Genomic DNA, 19,769 nt, shown 5'->3' with positions numbered 1-19,769 from the left:
TGTATAAAAACACACTCCACCGAAGGTGGGGTGCTAAATTTTCACAAATTATCGATACTGGTAAATCTGCACCAATAACTTGATCTCTTCCAGGGTTCGAGTTGGTGGGGTAAAGGGCGCGGGAATCGGCATTTGGGAATAGGTCTGAAAATACAAAACACAAGCATCGCGCCACCACAAGGCTTCACGGTATTGTGCGGCCAACCTGCCAGATACATCAGCATGGATTTCAGCGTCCATTTTTCCCTTCAGGCCGGCCCATTCTTTTTGTATGGTGGCCACTGCTTCGGCCCCGGTGTAATAACGGGTGCACAACTCATCCCAGAGACTGCGCCCGGTGCTGAGTTTTTTGGCCCAGGGTACATGGTGGTACCACAACAAGTAAGGCAGAGGGCAATTATCCACCTGGCTCCAGGCTTTGGCTGCATCGGGGTGGTACAAACCCAGGGCATTGCTGCCATTCACCCCCCGATCAAAACCCAATCCAATCGAATCAGCCCGATGGTAATAAATCGATGTCCAATCCGGGCGGGCGCTGCGCTCCAACCAGGGCTCAGGCCCATAGTGGATGCCTTGCCCCATAATGTGGTGCAAGCCCAGGGGAGTGGTGAAATCGACATACACCTCCCGGGAACGCTCCATGATGTTGCGAATGGTGGTCAAGGCAGTGGCGTCCTGGGACAAACTCATCTTGATCCACTCCTCAGCAATGCTGGCACTACTCAATTGGTGATCCCAGGCCAGGCGACCAAAGGCGTACCAGTTGGCCTGCGACATCAAATGCCCACACCAATTCCGATCCGAACCTGTATTCGCCACTCCGGCCATGACGCTGATGGGGTATTGATGCAAACTGCCATCAATGACTTTGGCTACACTTGATCCGGGCCCTTTGGCGTAGGTATCGGCATCCAGGCATTCTTTGAACAAGGGGGCGAGGTAAACCAGGTTGGTAGAAAAACCGAGATATTCCTGAGTAATTTGGAACTCCATGGCCAGTGGGGTTTTGGGCATGGCTCCGAAGAGGGGTGAGAAGGGCTCACGGGGTTGAAAATCAATCGGGCCATTTTTCACCTGCACCACCACATTGGGCAAAAAATTGCCGTCAAAGGGCTTGAATTCTTCATAGGCGGCCTTGAAACGATCTCCTTTAGGGTCGGCTTTGTACACAAATGCCCGCCAGATGACGATGCCTTTAAAGGGGGCTACGGCTTCTGCCAACATATTGGCGCCATCGGCATGAGTGCGACCAAAGTCTTGAGGGCCAGGTTCTCCTTCGGAGTTGGCTTTTACCAAAAAACCACCAAAATCAGGGATAATGCCGTAGATTTCTTTGGCCTTTTCCACCCACCACTGCCGCACTGCTGGTTCGAGCGGGTCGGAATTTTTCAACTTGCCTAAGATACGCGGTGCAGCAAAATTGACCGAAAGAAATACTTTAATTCCATAGGGTTTAAACACATCGGCCAATGCTTTGACCTTGAGCAAATACTCGCGGGTCATAAAACGGGCACTGGCATTGACATTGTTGAGTACCACGGCATTGATGCCAATGGAGGCGTTGGCCCGGGCGTAATCGCGGTAACGAGGATCGATGTTTTCCGGTAACTCATACCATTTCCAGAGGGATGCACCGGCATAACCGCGCTCGATGGTACCATTGGTGTTGTCCCAGTTGTTCAGCATGCGCAATTGCACCTTAGGGGTGCTGCTTCCTTGGATTTGGGTTGCCGGAGTAGCGGTTTGTACTTTGCGGAGCAGGGCGAAAGCGCCGTACAAGAGCCCGGAAGGGGTATTGGCACTGATGTTGATGTGGCCATTTTGGATGGCCAAGTTATAGCCTTCAGTGCCCAAGTTGGCAATAGGCGTTGAATTTAGGTTTAGCGCGATGCCCCCTGGCGCAGCACTGCCGGTGTTTTGTAGTCGGATGGTTTTGCCCAACAGGCCTTGCAAACCTGTCTGTAATTCCCGGACTGCGGTTTGGGCAACGGGGTCTGAAGAATTGTAGGCGATGTATTGGGCGTAGGCTAGGTATTGAGCGCGAACCGAGGTGTTTTTGAGCAGGTCGTACTTCAACCAAAGGCGGTAGCCATCATCGGCTTTGGCTACCATGCTGGCCAGTAAGAGTAGGAAAAGGCAAATTTTGTATCTCATGTTTTTGTTTGTTTGTTCGTGACAGTTTAGCAATCCACCGAATTTCGAATGCCCAATTCCAAACCCCGAATTTCTGCCAAACCTTTCAATCTGCCAATGGCCGAATAACCTGGATAGGTTTTTTTACCCAAATCATCCAGCATCTGGTGGCCGTGATCGGGGCGGAAAGGGATCTGGGCATCTTTGTAACCAGCAGCAGCACGGCGCCTTTCTTCCAGTACAATCGCTTTGACCACGGCATACATGTCCACATCCCCCGTAAGGTGATCGGCTTCGTGAAAATTCAGAGGATTATCTTCTCGTTTGGTAGCCCGCAAGTGAATAAAATGAATGCGGTCGGCAAAACGGGAAAACATGCTGGGCAGGTCATTGTCGGCGCGAACCCCCAAAGAACCCGTGCAAAAAGTAATCCCATTGGCGCGAACCGGACATGCCTCCAGCAATTGTTGCAGGTCGGCGGCAGTGCTGACCACCCGGGGCAAACCCAGCAGTGGCCGGGGCGGATCATCGGGGTGGATACACAGGTTGATGCCACATTCAGTGGCTACTGGCGCAACCTCTTGGATGAAGAAATACAAATTTTGCCGTAATTCCGCGTCACCAATCTGGGCATAATTGTCCAATAAACCCTGAAATGTATCCAGTGTAAACGCTTCCTCTGAACCCGGCAATCCCAACAATACCGTCTTTTGTAACTTGTCTTTTTCTCGGTGACTCATGCTGGAAAACTGGGCGACCGCAGCTTTTTGCACCTCGGGTGTGTAATCCTGATCAGCTCCCGGGCGCTTCAAAATGCACAAATCAAACACCGCAAAATCCTGCCAAACAAAGCGCAAGGTTTTGGCACCATTGGGCAATTCATACACCAGATCGGTGCGTGACCAGTCTAGTACAGGCATAAAATTGTAGCACACCGTTTTGATGCCAGCGGCGGCCAGATTGCGCAACGAAGTTTGATAATTGGCGATGTATTGCTCGCGACTGGGCAAGCCCTTTTTGATGGCCTCGTGAACGGGCAAACTCTCTACTACCGACCAATGCAGACCTCCTGCTTTTTCGATGATAGCAATTCGTTCGGCGATGGCTTCTGGTGACCAGATTTCACCTACAGGAATTTGATGCAAGGCTGTGACCACCCCTGTACAGCCCGCCTGACGGATGTGGGCAAGGCTTACCGGATCTTTTGGCCCAAACCAACGCATGGTTTGAATCATTTTTTAGAATTTGGACTGATTAACAATTCTTTACGTGGGCTTTCCGGGGGGCCAAGATAAGCATTTTTTACCCCGCCCAAATCGATGACGATTTTTTGTAAAACAATCCCCGGATCAATTACCCAGTATTTCAAAGTATGTGCTCCTGCCTGAGTTAACACATGTGTAGAGAATAGACTGCGAACGTTATTGGCAACACTGCGTTCCCAAGCTTGGTTTGATTTATCCTGGTGCAAATTTACAGTTTGAATTGGTCCGTCATCGATAGAAATGCCGTAACGCAGACCACTGGATTCGTTGAATTCTAGGGTAGGAGAGAAAAGGGCATTGACCCTGGTTTCACCAATTTTACCACTGTAAAAAGAGTATTCCAGACAAGGACTTCCCGGTCCGGGCGTTTTGATGCTTGCCGTAGCCGGACTACTGGTCATACCTCCTGCCTGGAGGCCAATGTCGGGCAATTGCTGCCATTTTACTTCTGGACTTTCAAGAGAGCGGGAAAAATGCTCCGCGAGCATTGATACATATCCATCGGTTTCAACGAAACCTTTAAAATTATTGAGTTCAGGACTGATGATATTTTGCACATCGACATATACGCTGATCTCCTGACCTGTAGATGCTTTGATGAGGAGCGGAAAGCGGGAGAAACCAGGTGGAGCTTTGCTCCAGTCTACCCGAATTTCAATCCGTTGTTCGTTTTCAATTTTTCCTTGTTGGGGCTCAATTTGCAGGCAATTGGTTGTGGATGTGATTTGGTAAGTAAAAGGAGTTATCCCCTGGTTAAAAACATCCAGGTAGTGCCCAATTTCTGGTGTTTGAGCATAAAAGCCAGGCAAAACCAGTGGATCTGAAGCATCCGTGCGCACCAGTGCATTTCCCTCTACTGCAACTCCCATTTTAGCTGCTATGGGTGCTTCGTAACTACTCAAATCAGGAATTTTATTCTGAGCTGGTTGCTGCCAATAAGTATAACCGATATGGGTTTGGTCCATCATGTGGTTCCATTTACCATTGGCCAGGGTTTTGTTGTAATAGTCGCTGATTTCGCTATCGCGCTGGTACAATGCCCGGGCTTTTTCGGCCATTTTATGGGTCGCACTACGCCCTTGTTTGGCATACAGGCGATTGAGTGCTACAGTGTAATACAACTCATTCAAATTGGCGCAAGCCTTAATCGGATGCAGCACCAATTGGAAAAAAGCATCGTGGTATGATGGAGGCAGACTGGTATTGATTTTTTCAGCCAGGGCCAAAAGAGCATTGTAATCTTTGACCACCGTTTCAGCTTCGCGGTAGTGCAATAAACTATAGGTATCCGGACTCAACAATTCAGGTTTGCGCCGGGAATTGTATTTGGCGTATTTGGCCAGAAGTCCGGCAATGTCTTTGGCGTAAGTTGGGCCAAATTGTTGGGCAGCCCATTGTTCACTGTATTGATCAATTTGATCGGACTTAATCCGCGTAGGATCCCAGGCCAGGTCCAAAAAAAAGGAAATGGGGAATTCCATGGGTTTGATGTCGCCCACGTTGACCACCCAGATTTGGCGGGCACCGTAAGTGTAAGCCAAACTCATCTGCTCATGAATGCGAGGCAGCGGATTGGTATTGAGCCATTTGTAATTGCGTGGCCCACCCACATAGTCGAAATGGTAATAAATGCCGTAACCACCAGCCCGGGGTTTGGCATCAAGTTTGGGCAGTTTGCGGATATTGCCCCAGTTGTCATCACAAAGTAAGAGGGTCACATCGTCGGGCACCCGCATGCCTTTGTCGTAATAATCTTGAACTTCTTTGTATAGGGCCCAGACTTGGGGCGTTTGTTCGATGGGTTTCCCGGTTGTTTCCGCGATGATTTGGCGCTGATCCTTCACAATGCGTTCGAGTAGTTCAATGGCAGTGCCCTGGGTCATCGGCGCGTCGCCATCGCCACGCATGGCCAGGGTGACCACACTTTCATTATTCCCCATTCGTTTGATGCCTGCTCGCCAGAATTCGCGCAAAGTAGAATCATTGTTCGTGTAGTTCCATTGCCCTTTTCCGTGGCGACGCCATTCGTCGTGCGCGCGCATGAGCGGCTCGTGGTGAGAAGTGCTGATGACCACCCCATATTCATCAGCCAAGGGGGCATTTAAGGGATCGTCGTCGTAAAAGGCATTGCCCCACATGGCTGGCCAGAGGAAGTTGCCCTTCAGGCGCAGGATGAGTTCGAATACTTTTTCGTAAAACTGGTGGTTGAAACCGCCAAACTTTTCCTTGGTCCAACCAGAAAGCGCGGGTGCCTCATCGTTGATGAAAATCCCACGATATTTGACCTTGGGTTCGCCCTGGGAGTAAACACCAGGCTTGATGTAAAGTGCCGATTTGGTTTGGACAGGCACATCAGCCCACCAATTCCAGGGAGAGACGCCAATCTGAGCGGATACATCGTAGGCACCGAAAATCGTACCACGTTTGTCACTGCCTACGATTACCAGTACCTTATCGATGTTGGAAAAAGGTTTGTTTATAGTTTGAATAGAAAAGGTTTCCCACTTGCCGGGCAAGTCGGAGCTATTGAGTTTTTTGCTTTTGACCAATTGATCGATTAAAGGGTGTTTGCCCAGCGTGCCAATGAGCACGATGGATTTTTTACCCTTGGGAATTTGGTCATAAACGATATCGGCATTCGCCTGGGTTACTTTTGATAAATCTGTCTGCAAATTGTGGATGGCCCGGTCCACTCCTGCATAATCTTGTTTGCTGGCTACAATCGTGGCCACTTGGCCCTTGGCAAACAGCGCAAAACCATCCTGGATTGCCGTTTCACTTACATACCGAGCCCCGCCTGCTATTTGTGCGTTTACGATGGTTGAACCAGGTAATCCAAGCATCAAAATTATTCGAAGCAGGTTTTGGATACACATGTCGATGTAGGTATGCTGGTGATGAAAAAACTGAGCTCATGTCAAATCATTTTCGCTTGAAAAAAACATTTTGACATGTGCGGAATCCTGGGGTAAATGTCGCAAAAGGATTTTGATTTACGAAATCGATTGTATGAAATATTTTGCAGCATTTCCAGGGGGAAAGTCAATAAATCAGTGGATTTTTGCTGTAAACCCAAATAATGCCCCGCGTTTTTATTTATTAAAATGAAATCGGTTGTATTTTTTTCGAATATTGGAGCTGGAATTTGGACACACGCACAAGCAAATATTATTGATCCAAAATCTCTGCGTTCAATTCTGTCAATTAATTGTATTCAACCATTTGGTTTTTACAAAAATCTGGGTTTAATTTCATTTAAAATAGTAATAGTTTTTATATTTGCATAGGTAAAAGCTATCAATAAGTGACACTTCAACAACTAGAATACGTCGTAGCCCTGGACAACCACCGCCGTTTTTCAACCGCCGCTGAAGAGTGTCATGTGGCGCAGCCCTCCTTGAGCGCAGCTTTACAAAAACTGGAAGACGAGTTGGGAGTAAAGCTCTTCGACCGCAGCCGGCAACCCATCCTGCCGACCGAATTGGGCATTCCTTTCATTCAACAGGCCCGCCGGGTGCTGCGCGAAGCGGAGGCCTTGCGCTTACTGGTGAGTGATCACTGTGAAACCTTGAGCGGAGAGTTTCGCTTGGGCATTATTCCCACCCTGGCCCCTTATCTTTTGCCCCTGTTTTTAAAAGATTTTTCGGATCGGTATCCCGATATCAAATTACACGTACACGAAAGAACCACTGAAAACCTGTTGGCCTTACTCAAACGGGAACAGCTGGACGCGTTACTTCTGGCTACACCTACTGATGAGGATATGTTTGTCAAAGACTGTCTGTTTTATGAAGAGTTCGTGGCCTATGCACCCAAAGAAGCTTCGATTTTGGAAAAACGGTATTTGATCACCGATGACATCGACCCCAATCGTTTGGTGCTATTGGAAGAAGGGCACTGCCTGCGCAATCAGGTGGTGAACCTTTGTGCTTTACAAAAGGCGCAAAGTGGCTGGAGCAATATCGCTTACGAAGCTGGTAGCCTCGAAACCTTGCGCCGACTGGTGGAGAATCATTCGGGCATCACCATCTTGCCCCAATTGGCAGTCCTGGATCTGGATGAGGATCAGATGCAATATGTTCGTTTTTTCCAGGCACCTGCTCCGGTGCGGGAAATCAGTTTATTGACCCATCCACATTTTAGCAAACGGAGGATTTTGGGGGCTTTGAAGGAGTCAATTTTGCGGAGTTTGCCGCTGTTTTTGCAAGAAGAGAAGGTGCGAAGGGTGGTGGAAATTGGGTGATTTAATGTGCTTGTAATAGTTTGGTTATCAGCAAATTGATGATTTTTTTTGAGTTACGAGTTCCGAATACATGACTTACGAGTTTAGAAGTGGGCTACCGCAGCAACTTGTACAAAGGCTACGTCTAAGCCGCTGCGGCAGCCCACTTCTAAACTCCTTCTTCATTTATTCGCCCTTTACTTCAAAAAACTCATGTACTCTTAACTCGTAACTCAAAATAGCTTATATCATTTCCAAATGATCAATAAACCTCAAATCTTTAATCATTCCACTTCCCATTCATGCACTCCAGCCGATACCCTTTCCTTCAACTGCAACTCTATTTTAATTGCCGTCGTTTTTACCGCATCAAATTTTACCTCATTCCAGGCGTCTTTGTTGGTGGTATAAGCCTGGCTGGTGGTTACCGGTTTCCATTCCCCATTGTCGAGGTACAGCACCCGCCAGGATTGGGGCACCCGGCACCCGCCGCCCGTAGCCCCATCGTCGAACCAATAGACCCGAACCTTGCTGACCTGTTGGGCCTCAGGGAAGGTATACTGCAGCCACTCCTGGGTACCAAAATGTGGCCACCAATGCACATAGGTACTTTCGCCATCGCCCGAAGTTTTGGGTGCGGATTGGTCGCTCGCAGCGGTCAATGCACCTTTCAGCTCGGGTGAGGCAGTCAATTTGCTCTTGTTCGCCAAGGTAGGTTGGGCAATGGCCTTGGCCACACTGACCTCGTAAGGCAACCAAACCAACATGTTGTCCCGGCCCCGGTTGGCCCAGGCATAATAGGGAATGGCCTTGAGGGACATGGGTTTCAGTTCAGCGCTGGTTTCGCTTAGTTTTTTGGTCACCAATTGCCCTTCAAATTGCAAGGTAGCCTGACCACCAAGGAGATTGGGTTCAAACTGGCGGCTGATCTTGGCATCCTTGCTCACGAGCATATTCAATACCCGATCATCGGCCTGGTCGCTGCCTTCGATGCAATACACAAAGGGGCCACTTTTCAGGGCATATCGTTTTTCATCCGCCTTCACGAGCGGGTGAGCTGCGACGCGTTGCACATCCATGGGTAGTTCAAATTCAAGCACATCACCTTTTTTCCAACTACGGGTAATCGCGGCGTAGCCACCCTTGACACTGGCAGGGAAGACCTTGCCATTCACCTTGAAGGTTATGGCCTGGGGTTTTGCATCTACAAAATTGTACAAACCCAAGGGGATGGCTTCGCCACGAGCCCATCCGGGAATGCGGATTTTTAGGCTGAAAGTATTGGTTTGTGCAGGATTGACGTGCACTTTGATCAACCCGTTGTTGGGATAGTCACTTTCTTGCTGAAGGTCTACCACGATTTTTTTCTTGCCCTTGGTAGTTTCAAAACTGGTCTGGCTAGCTGCAAAAAGATTGAGGTAAAGGTCGTTCCCTTTCTGAGCATAAAACAACCCAGCAAGTGAGCTGAAAAAACGAACTAGGTTGGGGGGGCAGCAGGCACAGCTGAACCACTCGGTACGCGCCACATTTTTGCGGCTTTCCAGCGGGTTGGGGTAAAAGAAATGGTCGCCCGACAAGGACATACCGGCATTCAGCGCATTGTATAAGGTCAGCTCTACTACGTCCAGATAGCGGGCGTCGCCAGTGAGTTGAAAGAGTTTATGGCTCCAGTTGACAAAAGCAATCGAGGAACAGGTTTCACAATAAGCGCTGTAATTGGGCAGGTCGTAGGCTCCACCAAAACCTTCGTTGCTACCCGTAGCTCCTACGCCACCAGTAATGTAAATTTGTTTGTTTACAATGTCCTCCCACACTGCTTTTAGTGCTGTGCTGTATTCATCGGTACCAGTCAGAGCGCTGATATCGGTGACAGCAGCATACATGTAAGCCAGGCGAACGGCGTGGCCTTGAGCGTCACGTTGATCTTTAACTTTGAGGTGGTTTTGACTGTATGGTTCACCATATCCACGCACATCGATGAAAAATTTGGCTAAATCCAACCAGCGTTTTTCCCCAGTTGTTTGGTACAATTTGACCAAACCCAATTCTATTTCCTGATGCCCAGGAGCCTTTTGCAACTTGCCTGGACCGAAGGCCTGGTCGACCAGATTCGCATTTTTGAGGGCTATGTCCAGCAGGTTTCTTTTTCCGGTGGCTTCGTACCAGGCCACCGCTGCCTCATACAAGTGCCCCGCATTGTACAACTCGTGGCTAAGGTCGTCCTCTTTGGCCCAACGGGGACCGCTCAACCAGCTCAGGTTGGCTCCGCGAGCATCCACATTGGCCACCAAATTGGGATTATTGCGGCGTTCCACAATGGTCCGAAAGGTGTAGAGATAACCATCTGGTTCTTGGGCAGCACCAATAATGGCGATCAAGCTGTCCACTTTGGCTTGCAGTTTGGGATCGGTTTTGGTTTGTAAAGCATAAGCAACGCCTTCGATCAATTTGTACAAATCCGTATCGTCGAATGGAAACACTGAACAAACCCGATCTGGGCTGCTGGAGGCAGCCATTTCGAAATTTTTTACCCGTCCAGTTTCCTGGTTTTTTCTAAAAACGTGTGGAATTGTGGAGTTACGAACGACTTCCAGACGGGGTGCCCAAAGTTTGTCTTGAAGCTTAACCTGGTGAAAGGGGATGGCTTGGATAGGGTAGTGGTGGGCATGGTCATGTTGGGCGATCAGGCCAGTTACGCAGATCGTGAATAGGAGGGTGTACAAAAAGGTTTTCATGGTTTGCCGCGATACGGTTTATGGATATCGATGGGGCTAAGTTAGAAAACTTTGATAATTGTAAAAGCGACTATTATAAAACGGGGACACAAAATCATCGGATTTTCCTTAACTTTGCCGCACATTTCCCTTAGCCACCCGAAGGCTAAAACAAAAAAAGATGGAATTACTGGCACCCGCCGGTTCTTTTGAAGCGCTCATGGCTGCGATGCAGGCCGGAGCGAACTCGGTGTATTTTGGGGTGGAACAACTCAACATGCGGACGCGCTCCTCGAACAATTTTTTGGTGGAAGACCTGCCAGAGATTGCCAAACGCTGCCAGGACCAAGGGGTAAAAACTTACCTCACCCTGAACACGATCATTTACGATCACGACCTGGCTTTGATGAAAAAAATTGTGGATGCAGCCCGCGAAAACGGAATCAGTGCACTGATTGCCTTCGACATTGCGGTGATGAATTATGCCCGAAAAACCGGAATGCCCGTCCACATTTCTACCCAATCCAACATCACCAACATCGATACCATTGAATTTTATGCGGCCTATGCCGATGTGATGGTGCTTTCGCGTGAACTGACCTTGATGCAGGTTGCTGCACTTACCCGGGAGATTGCCCGTCAAAACATCACTGGGCCATCGGGCCAACTGGTGCGTATTGAGGTGTTTGGGCATGGGGCCTTGTGTATGGCGGTGTCCGGGAAGTGTTATATGAGTTTGCACAGCAATTTTTCATCTGCCAATCGAGGGGCATGCATTCAGAATTGCCGCCGTTCTTACATCGTGACCGACAAGGAGAGTGGAACAGAATTTGAGGTCGACAATGAATACATCATGTCGGCCAAAGACTTGTGTACCATCGATTTTTTGGACAAAGTTGCTGAAGCCGGAGTATCTGTACTCAAGATTGAAGGGCGAGGGCGCAGTGCCGATTATGTGTACACCACCACCAAATGTTACCGGGAGGCCCTGGATGCGCTGGAGGCCAGCACTTACTCTCCATCCTGCTTTGAGGAATGGAAAACCCGCCTGGCAACGGTGTACAATCGTGGGTTTTGGGAGGGTTATTACCTGGGCCGCACCATGGGCGAGTGGAACAACGAATATGGCTCTAAATCCAGCAAACGTAAAATTTACCTCGGCAAAGGGGTAAAGTATTTTGATGAAGCCAAAGTGGCTGAGTTTAACCTGGAAGCACAAACCCTGAAAGTGGGCGACGAAATCCTCGTCACTGGACCAACTACTGGGGTGATCCAGCAAAAGATTCAGGAACTTAGAGTCAATGGACTGAAAGCAGAACAGGTCAAACGCGGCGAAAACTGTACCTTCATTTTGCTAGAAAAAATTCGCCCGTCGGATAAATTGTATAAAATTGTTGACGCAGAATGATCCGCATTTTTCAACAAAGAGCCAAGTGCATTGGCTGCAATGCCTGCGTGGAAGCTGCCCCTCAGCGCTGGCGCATTTCGCGCAAGGATGGCAAATGCACTTTGATTGGGGCCAAAGAAAAAAAGGGCATGTATCTGGTGCTGGTGGATGAGGAGGAATGGGTGGAGAATGTGCTGGCAGCAAAGCATTGTCCGGCAAGGATCATTCGGGTGGAGAAGGTTGAATGATGATGTTGTCCCTAAGTTACTTTAACCAAAAGTTGAAAAATTTTATCCTCGGTTTTTGTTGACCAAAATCATTCTAATCCTTGAAATAACTCTTTTCCCATCTCAAATTCCTGCCTTTTTTTTAACCTTGCAAACAAACCAAATTGCAAGCCCTACTCGCCTATGAAAACCGACATCGAAATCGCCCAATCTGCCACCCTGCGCCCGATTGCCCAATTGGCCTCCAAATTAGGGATCAATGAAGAACAAGTTATTCCCTATGGCCGCTTCAAGGCCAAAATCCCTTATGAGAATATTGACGAAGCCAAAGTAGCCCAAAGCAAACTTATTCTGGTGACTGCGATTACTCCGACCAAGGCGGGAATTGGCAAAACCACCGTCGGCATCGCCCTTGCCCAAGGTTTGCACAAACTGGGCAAAAACGCCATTCTGGCCCTGCGTGAACCCTCGCTGGGGCCTTGTTTTGGCATGAAAGGGGGCGCTTGTGGCGGAGGTTACGCCCAGGTTTTGCCAATGGAAGACATCAACCTGCACTTCACCGGCGATTTCCACGCCATTACCAGCGCCAATAACATGATTGCAGCCTTGTTGGACAATTACCAATACCAGAACCGGGGTAGCGACAAAGCCTTGAAACAAGTTACCTGGCGTCGGGTATTGGATGTCAATGACCGATCCTTGCGCTATATTGTTACCGGCTTGAACGGTGTAAACAATGGCATTCCGCAAGAGGCAGGTTTTGACATTACGCCTGCTTCGGAGATAATGGCGGTGTTTTGTTTAGCTACCAGTTTGGAAGATTTGCGCCAACGCATCGATCAGATTATTTTGGGCTATACCTTTCAAAATAAACCCTTTACCGTTGCTGATTTGGGAGTGGGAGGAGCCATCACTGTATTGTTGAAAGACGCCCTTGATCCCAATTTGGTACAAACCCTCGAAGGAGGGGCAGCCTTTATTCACGGTGGCCCCTTTGCCAATATCGCGCATGGTTGTAACTCGGTTTTGGCTACCAAAATGGCGATGACTTATGGTGATTATGTGATTACGGAAGCGGGTTTTGGGGCTGATCTGGGGGCGGAGAAATTTTTGAACATCAAGTGCCGTAAGGCTGGTTTGCGACCCAGCGCTACAGTCTTGATTGCGACCTCCCAAGCACTCAAATTGCACGGTGGTGTCCCATTGGAAGCCATAAAAGAACCCAATCTCAAAGGCCTGGAGGAAGGATTAAAAAACCTGGAGCGGCACCTGGAAAACCTGCAAAACTTTGGACAAAGTGTAGTGGTTACCTTCAATCAATACCATTTCGACAACAGTGAAGAAATGGTATTTACCGCCGAATGGTGTCGTGCGCGTGGTGCTGATTTTGCCCCCAATAATGGTTTTGCAGAGGGTGGGGAAGGGGCAAAACCACTGGCAAAAAAACTGATTGAGGTGGTGGAAAAACGACCATCCCAAGCCTTGAACCATACTTATGAACTTGAGGATAAAATCCCGGAAAAACTGCACAAAATTGTGACCCGAATATACCGGGGCAGGGGAGTGGAGCTGGGAAAAAATGCCCAGGCCGCTTTGAAAAAAATTGAATCCCTGGGTTTGTCCCATCTCCCGGTTTGTATTGCTAAAACTCAATACTCTTTTAGTGACGACCCCAATCAAATTGGCCTGGCTACCGATTTTATGCTGCACATTGAAAACCTGATCATCAATCGTGGCGCGGGTTTCATCGTGGCAGTGGCTGGAGAAATGATGCGGATGCCTGGGTTGCCCAAAGACCCGCAGGCTTTACACATAGACATTGTGGATGGAAAAATTACGGGATTGAGCTAAAATTGTATTGACAATTTCAAAGATTATACTAACTTTGTGTTTCAAAGTACTTCAAAATGACCCAACCGCAGCACCAACAATCTTTGGATACCCTCAAAGAGATTCGTTCCCTGATGGAGCGCTCCTCCCGGTTTATTTCCCTTAGTGGGTTATCCGGGGTTAGTGCGGGCATATGTGCATTGATCGGCGCAGCTTTGGCAGCATTGTATTTGGGGCGTTTTGACCGCCATGAGTTGAGTTATGAGCACCTGGCCGAACTGGAACGCTGGGGGCTCAAAGCGGGGGTGTTTTTTGCATTGGATGCTGCATTTGTGCTGGTTTTCGCTATTTTGTCGGCCATTTATTTCACGACTCGCGAGGCCAAGAAAAAAGGCCAAAAAATCTGGGATACTCTAACCCGGCGTTTGATCCTGAGCTTGGCTGTTCCTGTTGCGGTTGGAGGCGTTTTTATTCTGGCTTTGATTTACCATGGTTTGGTGGGATTGGTGGCACCTAGCACTTTGGTCTTTTATGGCTTGGGCTTGGTCAACGCCAGCAAATACACCCTGGATGATGTGCGTCAATTGGGTTATGCGGAAATCATCCTGGGATTGATCACCTGTTTCAATGTAGGGTACGGGCTGGAGAGTTGGGCACTCGGATTTGGGGGCTTGCACATCATCTATGGCCTTTACATGTACTACAAATACGAACGTACTTAGTAGTGGGGCAAAAATAAGTGTTCATTTTTAAGATGCTTAAAATGAATCGTTTAATTGTAAAAAATGAACACTTATTTTTCATCGCCCTTTAACTCAAAAAAGCATGAAAGTACTCATTGAAGGTTTGAGCGATACGTTTGACAATCGGGTGCGGCTGGGGGTGATGTCCATGCTGATGGTCAACGATTGGGTGGAGTTCACTACCTTCAAAACCATGCTGGACTTGACCGATGGGCGTTTGGCCAGTCACCTCAAAGTACTGGAAGCTGAAGCTTATATTGAAGTACAAAAACAATTCATTGGGCGCAAACCCAATACTTCTTACCGGGCAACGGCTCTGGGCCGCAAAGCCTTTAACGACCATTTGGATGCCCTGGAAAAATTGCTCAATCTGCGCAACCAAATTGGGCCTGAAGCAGTCGAAAAAAAGGAATAGCAAGAGCTGGGATTTTTTTTTGACCTATACTTTGAAATTCAAAGTACTTTAAGAATATGAAGAATCTAATGATCAATGAAAATTTAAGCTGGCCAGTGCGGAGCCTCAATGGCCAATTGTGGATTACACTTTTGCTGGGCGGCGGGGCGAGCTGGTACACCGTATTGTTCTGGAAGGCACAGTTGGGGCTCAACGCACTGTTGTTCTCCGGCTTTTTGTTGCTGGCGGTGTGGTTGTTGTACCCGGAAATGAGATCAGCCCGACGGATTTGGCTGGCGATGGGAGGGGTATTGCTGAGTGCCATCGCGGTGGTTTGGCAACACTCCCTTTTAGCCCAATTGACGCATGTGGTGTCGATTTTTCTCTTGCTGGGCTTTGCGCAGGCGCGCGAGTTGCGGTTTTTAGGGTTTGCCATAATGCTGGCTATCAGTAGCTTGTTGACCATCCCGGTGACCTGGTGGCGTCGCTGGGAAACCCAATACAAGGACACTTTTAGAAACATCAGCACCTGGACGTATTTGGCCATTTTTCCGCTATGTTTGCTAGGCATATTTTTTACCATTTATTACTTTGCCAATGCTGAGTTTGCGGGTTTGGTGGATTTAATTTTAAGTTGGTGGCCGAAGATCAGCCCATGGAAAGCCCTGGCTTTGTTTTTACAAGGTATGTTGTTGATTAGTGTCCTGATTTGGTCTTCGGTTTGGACGCCAGAAATATTGGAACAAGAACAGGGCTATTTCCTCAGGAAAGTGCACAAGAGGCCAAGCCTGAAAGCATTTATTCCTACCTTGGCACTGCGGCGGCATTATTATTCAGGGGTATTGAGTTTTGGATTGTTGAATGCATTGTTGCTGGTGGTCAATATAACCGACATCAAAGGTGTATGGCTGAATCAGTACCAGCACAGTGCTGCGGAGTTGAGTGAATTTGTACACCAGGGCACTTATTTGTTGATTGCTGCTTTGGCTTTGGCCATGGGGGTGATTGCCTATTTTTTTAGGGGTAATCTGCATTTTTTGCAAAAAAACCAAAGCCTGAAATCTTTGGCGTATACCTGGATTGTGCAAAATACGATTTTGGCCTTGTCTGTAGCCTGGCGCAATTACCATTACATTGCGGAATATGGGTTGGCTTACAAAAGATTGGGCGTATTGTGGTTTTTGGTATTGGTTATTCTAGGCTTGTATTCCCTGTATGTGATGATCCAGGAACGGCGTTCCTTGTATTACCTCTGGGTAGTCAACGCCTGGTTTTTGTACGCTAGTTTGTTGCTGACGAGTATGGCCAATTGGGATGTGCTCATCACACGCTACAATTTGAATCAGGCCCGCCATGATACGATTGACAGTGCATTTTTGTTACAGGAAGTTTCAGATAAAAATTTGCCTTTGTTGTTGAATGAACACGCATTACTACAAAAGAGAAGCAATTTAGATCCTCGTTTGGTAGACCGGAAATTGCAGGCAAAAATTAAACGTTTTGAACAGCGACAGGCCAAGTTGGATTGGCGAGGTTGGAATTGGGCGGATGTCAAAACGGCTAAGGTGTTGTAACTGAGGTGTCCCTTAGATGTCTTAGATGGTTCAATTAAAAAAAATGACTAATTGGTGAAAAAAGAGGTTTTTTGGCGGCTACGCCGCTTGTTTTTTCACCATCTAAGACATCTAAGGGGCATCTCAGTCGAAATAGTTAAACAGAATTGTGTTTTTAATCTGTTTAGTCTTGCTATTTTTGGGGCAAAACCATTCACCCCTTGAGCCAACTTCGCTACTTCGTTCTGCACAAACCTTATGGTTACCTGAGTCAATTCACACCGGAAGAAGCCGGGCAATTGACCCTGGCCGATTTGGGCCCTTTTCCGCCGGATGTCTACCCCATTGGCCGCCTCGATCAGGACAGCGAAGGGCTCCTGTTGTTGAGCAACGATGCCAAACTCAATGCCAAATTGCTCGACCCGCGCCACGCCCATTGGCGTACCTATTGGGTGCAAGTTGAAGGGAATCCAGATGCCGAAGCACTCCAACAACTGCGCAATGGCGTCGACATCCGCATCAACAAAAAAACACACCATACCCTGCCCGCCAAGGCAAAGGTGCTGGAACCTCAACCCGGGATCGCAGAGCGCAATCCACCCATCCGCTACCGGGCGAATATTCCAGAAACCTGGCTGGAGTTGTCTTTGCAAGAGGGAAAAAACCGGCAAGTACGGCGCATGTGCGCCAAAGTTGGCTTCCCGGTGCTGCGTTTGTTGCGGATAAAAATTGAAAACCTGGCCCTCGAGGAATTACCGATGGGCGCACATCAAGAATACGCTCAAAGCGAAATTTATCAGGCCCTTAAAATCAAATGAGGCTATGTTTTTAAGAATCGAAACCCTACCGAGTAAGAAGCTGATGGGGAAACAAATGCCAATGAGTTTCGGCCAGGATCGCACCGGGATGTTGTGGGGCAGCTTTATGCCCCATCGCATGAAAATCCAAAACAAGCTGGACAACAATTTATACTCCATGCAGATTTACAGTTCCCCACCTAGTTTCCAGGAGGATGTTGAATTTGTAAAATGGGCCGCGGTGGAAGTGAGTGATTTTGAGGTAATCCCCGAAGGAATGGAAACGTATGAACTGGCTGGTGGTTTGTATGCAGTGTTTCAACACATTGGGCCTGCCAGCGCCTTTCAAAAAACTTTTAACTACATTTTTCAGGAATGGCTGCCTGACTCTGGTTTTGCCCTTGACCATCGCGAGCATTTTGAATTGTTGGGGGAAAAGTACAAAAACAACGACCCGGAGTCGGAAGAGGAGATTTGGATACCGATTAAGGTGAAAGTTTAACGTAAAACCATCACTTTGGATAATTCGGAATGTTCAAACCCAAAATAATGTCGTGGTTGGCCACCCACAAACCATTTCCGTTTTTTACCAATTTTAAGATGCCGTTCCCGCCCCGGTTTGCATGGCCCTTGCGCCGTTCTGGAGTCATGAAGGGATCATCGTCGAACAAAAATTCATCGATGTAATAAGGTTCTTTCAACTTGGGCTCTTTGATGGTCACGTGGATATGGGCCAGGATATCAGTGCCGGGGTAAGATGCTGGCCGAATGGTATAAATGGCGTAATGCCCGTTCTGGTCACTTTTGACCCAACCGCGTAAGTACCCATGCCGCTCGGCACCCTTGGGCACAGCTGCATTCGGGGTATAATTTCCTTTGGTATCGGTGTGGTAATAATAAACCACTACGTTTGGGGCAGGTGTTTTGCCATCACGCTGGTAAACTGTCCCTTTGATCAGGATTTTATTGGCCCCTTTTTCATCCCAAGCTGCACTGGTATCCACACTGTTCATGGCTTTGGGGATGCCCAAAAACAGCAGATTGCAGCCTTCACAAGGGCCACCAACCTTGGGCCTGGCCTTGGTTTGCGCCTGCATTGAAATATTGATGATTAAAAAAGCCAATGAACACAAAGTGAATATCTTGCGCATGATGAGGTGGTTTTAAAGAAAGACAATCCCGACCTTAAACCGTTGCAAACCAAACGCCATTAATGGGCAAAATCAACTTCAAAATTCCCTTTGATCCGCTCCATCGGTGGATTGTAATAGCCGTATTTGATGTCTGGAAACTCTTCCTTGATCAACTCCATGACCTGCTTGATCCCCAGGATTTCCCCAGAGTCCGGTAAGTTGATGCGGCCCAGGTACCAGTCGGGATCGATGTTGAAGTTGCGCCACTGGATCATTTTCAGGCCCGTATCCTTGATGAAAGCGCGCAGGGCTTCGTATTCCTCCACCGAGTCGGTTTGGCCGGGGAAAGCAAAGTAGTTGATGCTCGTCCAACCGCCGTAACGGTTTACAATTTTGATCGACTCAGCCAGAGCATCAAAATCGTAGTTGTTGGGGCGGTAATAAGGTGTGTAAATGTGGCGCTGCAGGGAGTTGGTGCTGACCCGGATGCTGTTTAATCCTACTTTGCACAGGGCTTCTACTGCATCGGGCTTGCTGCCGTTGGTATTGATGTTGATCGAACCTTTGTCGGTGAATTTACGGATTTCGATGATGGCATCCCGGATGGTCTCCCACATCAGCAGCGGTTCCCCTTCGCAGCCTTGCCCAAAACTGATCAAGGGATAAGGGGCGGATTCGAGATGCGGCACGGTGAATTCGATGATTTCCTGTGGGGTAGGTTTGAACTGCAAGCGGTCTTGGTTCGATACCACCGTTTCATCCTCAGGTTGCTCCGAAATACATCCAATGCAATTGGCGTTACAAGCTGGAGATACTGGAACCGGGCACTCCCAGCGGCCCATGAAGTAGTTGCGGGCGGCAGGGCAGGTATAGGTCAAGGCGCAATTTTCAGCGAGATGCTCTACCAATCGGTTGTGCGGATAGGCTTTCCGCAATTCTTTAACCCCTTGCTGAACCACATTGTGGTCAAAACCTGCACATTCCTGGCGAATGTCATTTTCAACTCGGACGGCAGGTACATAAAACTTGCCCCGGTACCAACCTACGGCAGTGTAACAAAACAGGGAAAGGGTAGGGGCTTCGGGCTGATTTTCGTAGGCGGCCAGGTACAATCCGGTATGTGCTGGTGGAACAAAAGCGGCTACGGCAAAACCCAGATCGCAAAGGCGCATTTCCCCGGTTTTGACATCAATCCCTAGCGGTATGCGGTTGGGCAGGTTATACAAAGAGCCACCATCGGGCAGTTCAATCCAGTCCTCGTCTGGAATGGGGTCACAATACCATCCCGAACGGCCAACGGCGTATAAGCTCTTGTCCTCAAAAACGTTCCCTTCAGTATCCGCGTATAGCACGTATGGCGAGTGCTTGAGT

Annotated in this window: 15 protein-coding genes; 9 read left to right on the top strand and 6 right to left on the bottom strand. The window is 48.4% G+C overall.

The window, feature by feature from the left end:
• Positions 1-48: 48 nt before the first annotated feature.
• The 3 genes from SFV55_RS13365 to SFV55_RS13355 are packed head-to-tail and all read right to left on the bottom strand — an operon-like array spanning position 49 to position 6,241.
• Positions 49-2,154 carry an alpha-glucuronidase family glycosyl hydrolase gene (locus SFV55_RS13365; protein ID WP_320030012.1) on the bottom strand — a complete coding sequence of 702 codons (2,106 nt, stop codon included), beginning with the start codon at positions 2,152-2,154 and terminating at the stop codon, positions 49-51.
• Between the two features lie 26 nt (positions 2,155-2,180).
• Complete coding sequence (gene uxuA / locus SFV55_RS13360; protein WP_320030011.1) at positions 2,181-3,368, bottom strand: mannonate dehydratase; 1,188 nt, start codon at positions 3,366-3,368, stop codon at positions 2,181-2,183.
• Entirely contained in the window at positions 3,365-6,241 is a 2,877-nt protein-coding gene (locus tag SFV55_RS13355) for a glycosyl hydrolase 115 family protein (protein ID WP_320030010.1), read from the bottom strand. The genes uxuA and SFV55_RS13355 overlap by 4 nt, the downstream gene beginning before the upstream one ends.
• A 461-nt stretch (positions 6,242-6,702) precedes the next feature.
• Between SFV55_RS13355 and SFV55_RS13350 the strand changes: the two genes are divergently transcribed.
• Positions 6,703-7,641, top strand: a complete 939-nt coding sequence (locus tag SFV55_RS13350; RefSeq protein ID WP_320030009.1) for a hydrogen peroxide-inducible genes activator — start codon at positions 6,703-6,705, stop codon at positions 7,639-7,641.
• A gap of 263 nt (positions 7,642-7,904) precedes the next feature.
• On the opposite strand, the gene SFV55_RS13345 is transcribed toward SFV55_RS13350, so the two are convergent.
• Positions 7,905-10,355, bottom strand: coding sequence for a glycoside hydrolase family 127 protein (locus SFV55_RS13345; RefSeq protein WP_320030008.1), 2,451 nt, complete (start codon positions 10,353-10,355; stop codon positions 7,905-7,907).
• Between the two features lie 160 nt (positions 10,356-10,515).
• On the opposite strand from SFV55_RS13345, the gene SFV55_RS13340 reads away from it, so the two are divergent.
• The 8 genes from SFV55_RS13340 (at position 10,516) to SFV55_RS13305 (ending at position 17,767) form a co-directional block, all read left to right on the top strand.
• Positions 10,516-11,742 (top strand): peptidase U32 family protein, encoded by a 1,227-nt coding sequence (locus SFV55_RS13340; RefSeq protein ID WP_320030007.1) that lies wholly within the window; start codon positions 10,516-10,518, stop codon positions 11,740-11,742.
• A complete protein-coding gene (locus SFV55_RS13335) occupies positions 11,739-11,969 on the top strand; it encodes a ferredoxin (RefSeq protein ID WP_320030006.1) in 231 nt (76 codons plus the stop codon). The genes SFV55_RS13340 and SFV55_RS13335 overlap by 4 nt, the downstream gene beginning before the upstream one ends.
• Positions 11,970-12,131: 162 nt before the next feature.
• Entirely contained in the window at positions 12,132-13,799 is a 1,668-nt protein-coding gene (locus SFV55_RS13330) for a formate--tetrahydrofolate ligase (RefSeq protein WP_320030005.1), read from the top strand.
• 56 nt (positions 13,800-13,855) lie between these two features.
• Entirely contained in the window at positions 13,856-14,500 is a 645-nt protein-coding gene (locus SFV55_RS13325) for a hypothetical protein (protein ID WP_320030004.1), read from the top strand.
• Between the two features lie 103 nt (positions 14,501-14,603).
• The gene (locus tag SFV55_RS13320; RefSeq protein WP_320030003.1) at positions 14,604-14,936 is read left to right on the top strand and encodes a transcriptional regulator; all 333 of its coding nucleotides are present in this window, start codon (positions 14,604-14,606) and stop codon (positions 14,934-14,936) included.
• Between the two features lie 56 nt (positions 14,937-14,992).
• Complete coding sequence (locus tag SFV55_RS13315; RefSeq protein WP_320030002.1) at positions 14,993-16,489, top strand: DUF4173 domain-containing protein; 1,497 nt, start codon at positions 14,993-14,995, stop codon at positions 16,487-16,489.
• A 200-nt stretch (positions 16,490-16,689) separates the two neighbouring features.
• On the top strand, positions 16,690-17,286 hold the full coding sequence (locus tag SFV55_RS13310) for a pseudouridine synthase (protein WP_320030001.1): 597 nt from the start codon (positions 16,690-16,692) through the stop codon (positions 17,284-17,286).
• Between the two features lie 4 nt (positions 17,287-17,290).
• Entirely contained in the window at positions 17,291-17,767 is a 477-nt protein-coding gene (locus SFV55_RS13305) for a GyrI-like domain-containing protein (RefSeq protein WP_320030000.1), read from the top strand.
• Between the two features lie 10 nt (positions 17,768-17,777).
• On the opposite strand, the gene SFV55_RS13300 is transcribed toward SFV55_RS13305, so the two are convergent.
• Complete coding sequence (locus tag SFV55_RS13300; protein WP_320029999.1) at positions 17,778-18,416, bottom strand: intradiol ring-cleavage dioxygenase; 639 nt, start codon at positions 18,414-18,416, stop codon at positions 17,778-17,780.
• A 59-nt stretch (positions 18,417-18,475) separates the two neighbouring features.
• Positions 18,476-19,769 (bottom strand): radical SAM protein (locus tag SFV55_RS13295; protein WP_320029998.1); only part of this gene is annotated, 1,294 nt, incomplete at its 5' end.

This window comes from Haliscomenobacter sp. (assembly GCF_033763495.1).
GTDB lineage: Bacteria > Bacteroidota > Bacteroidia > Chitinophagales > Saprospiraceae > Haliscomenobacter.
This window is presented reverse-complemented; position numbering and strand designations above follow the sequence as displayed.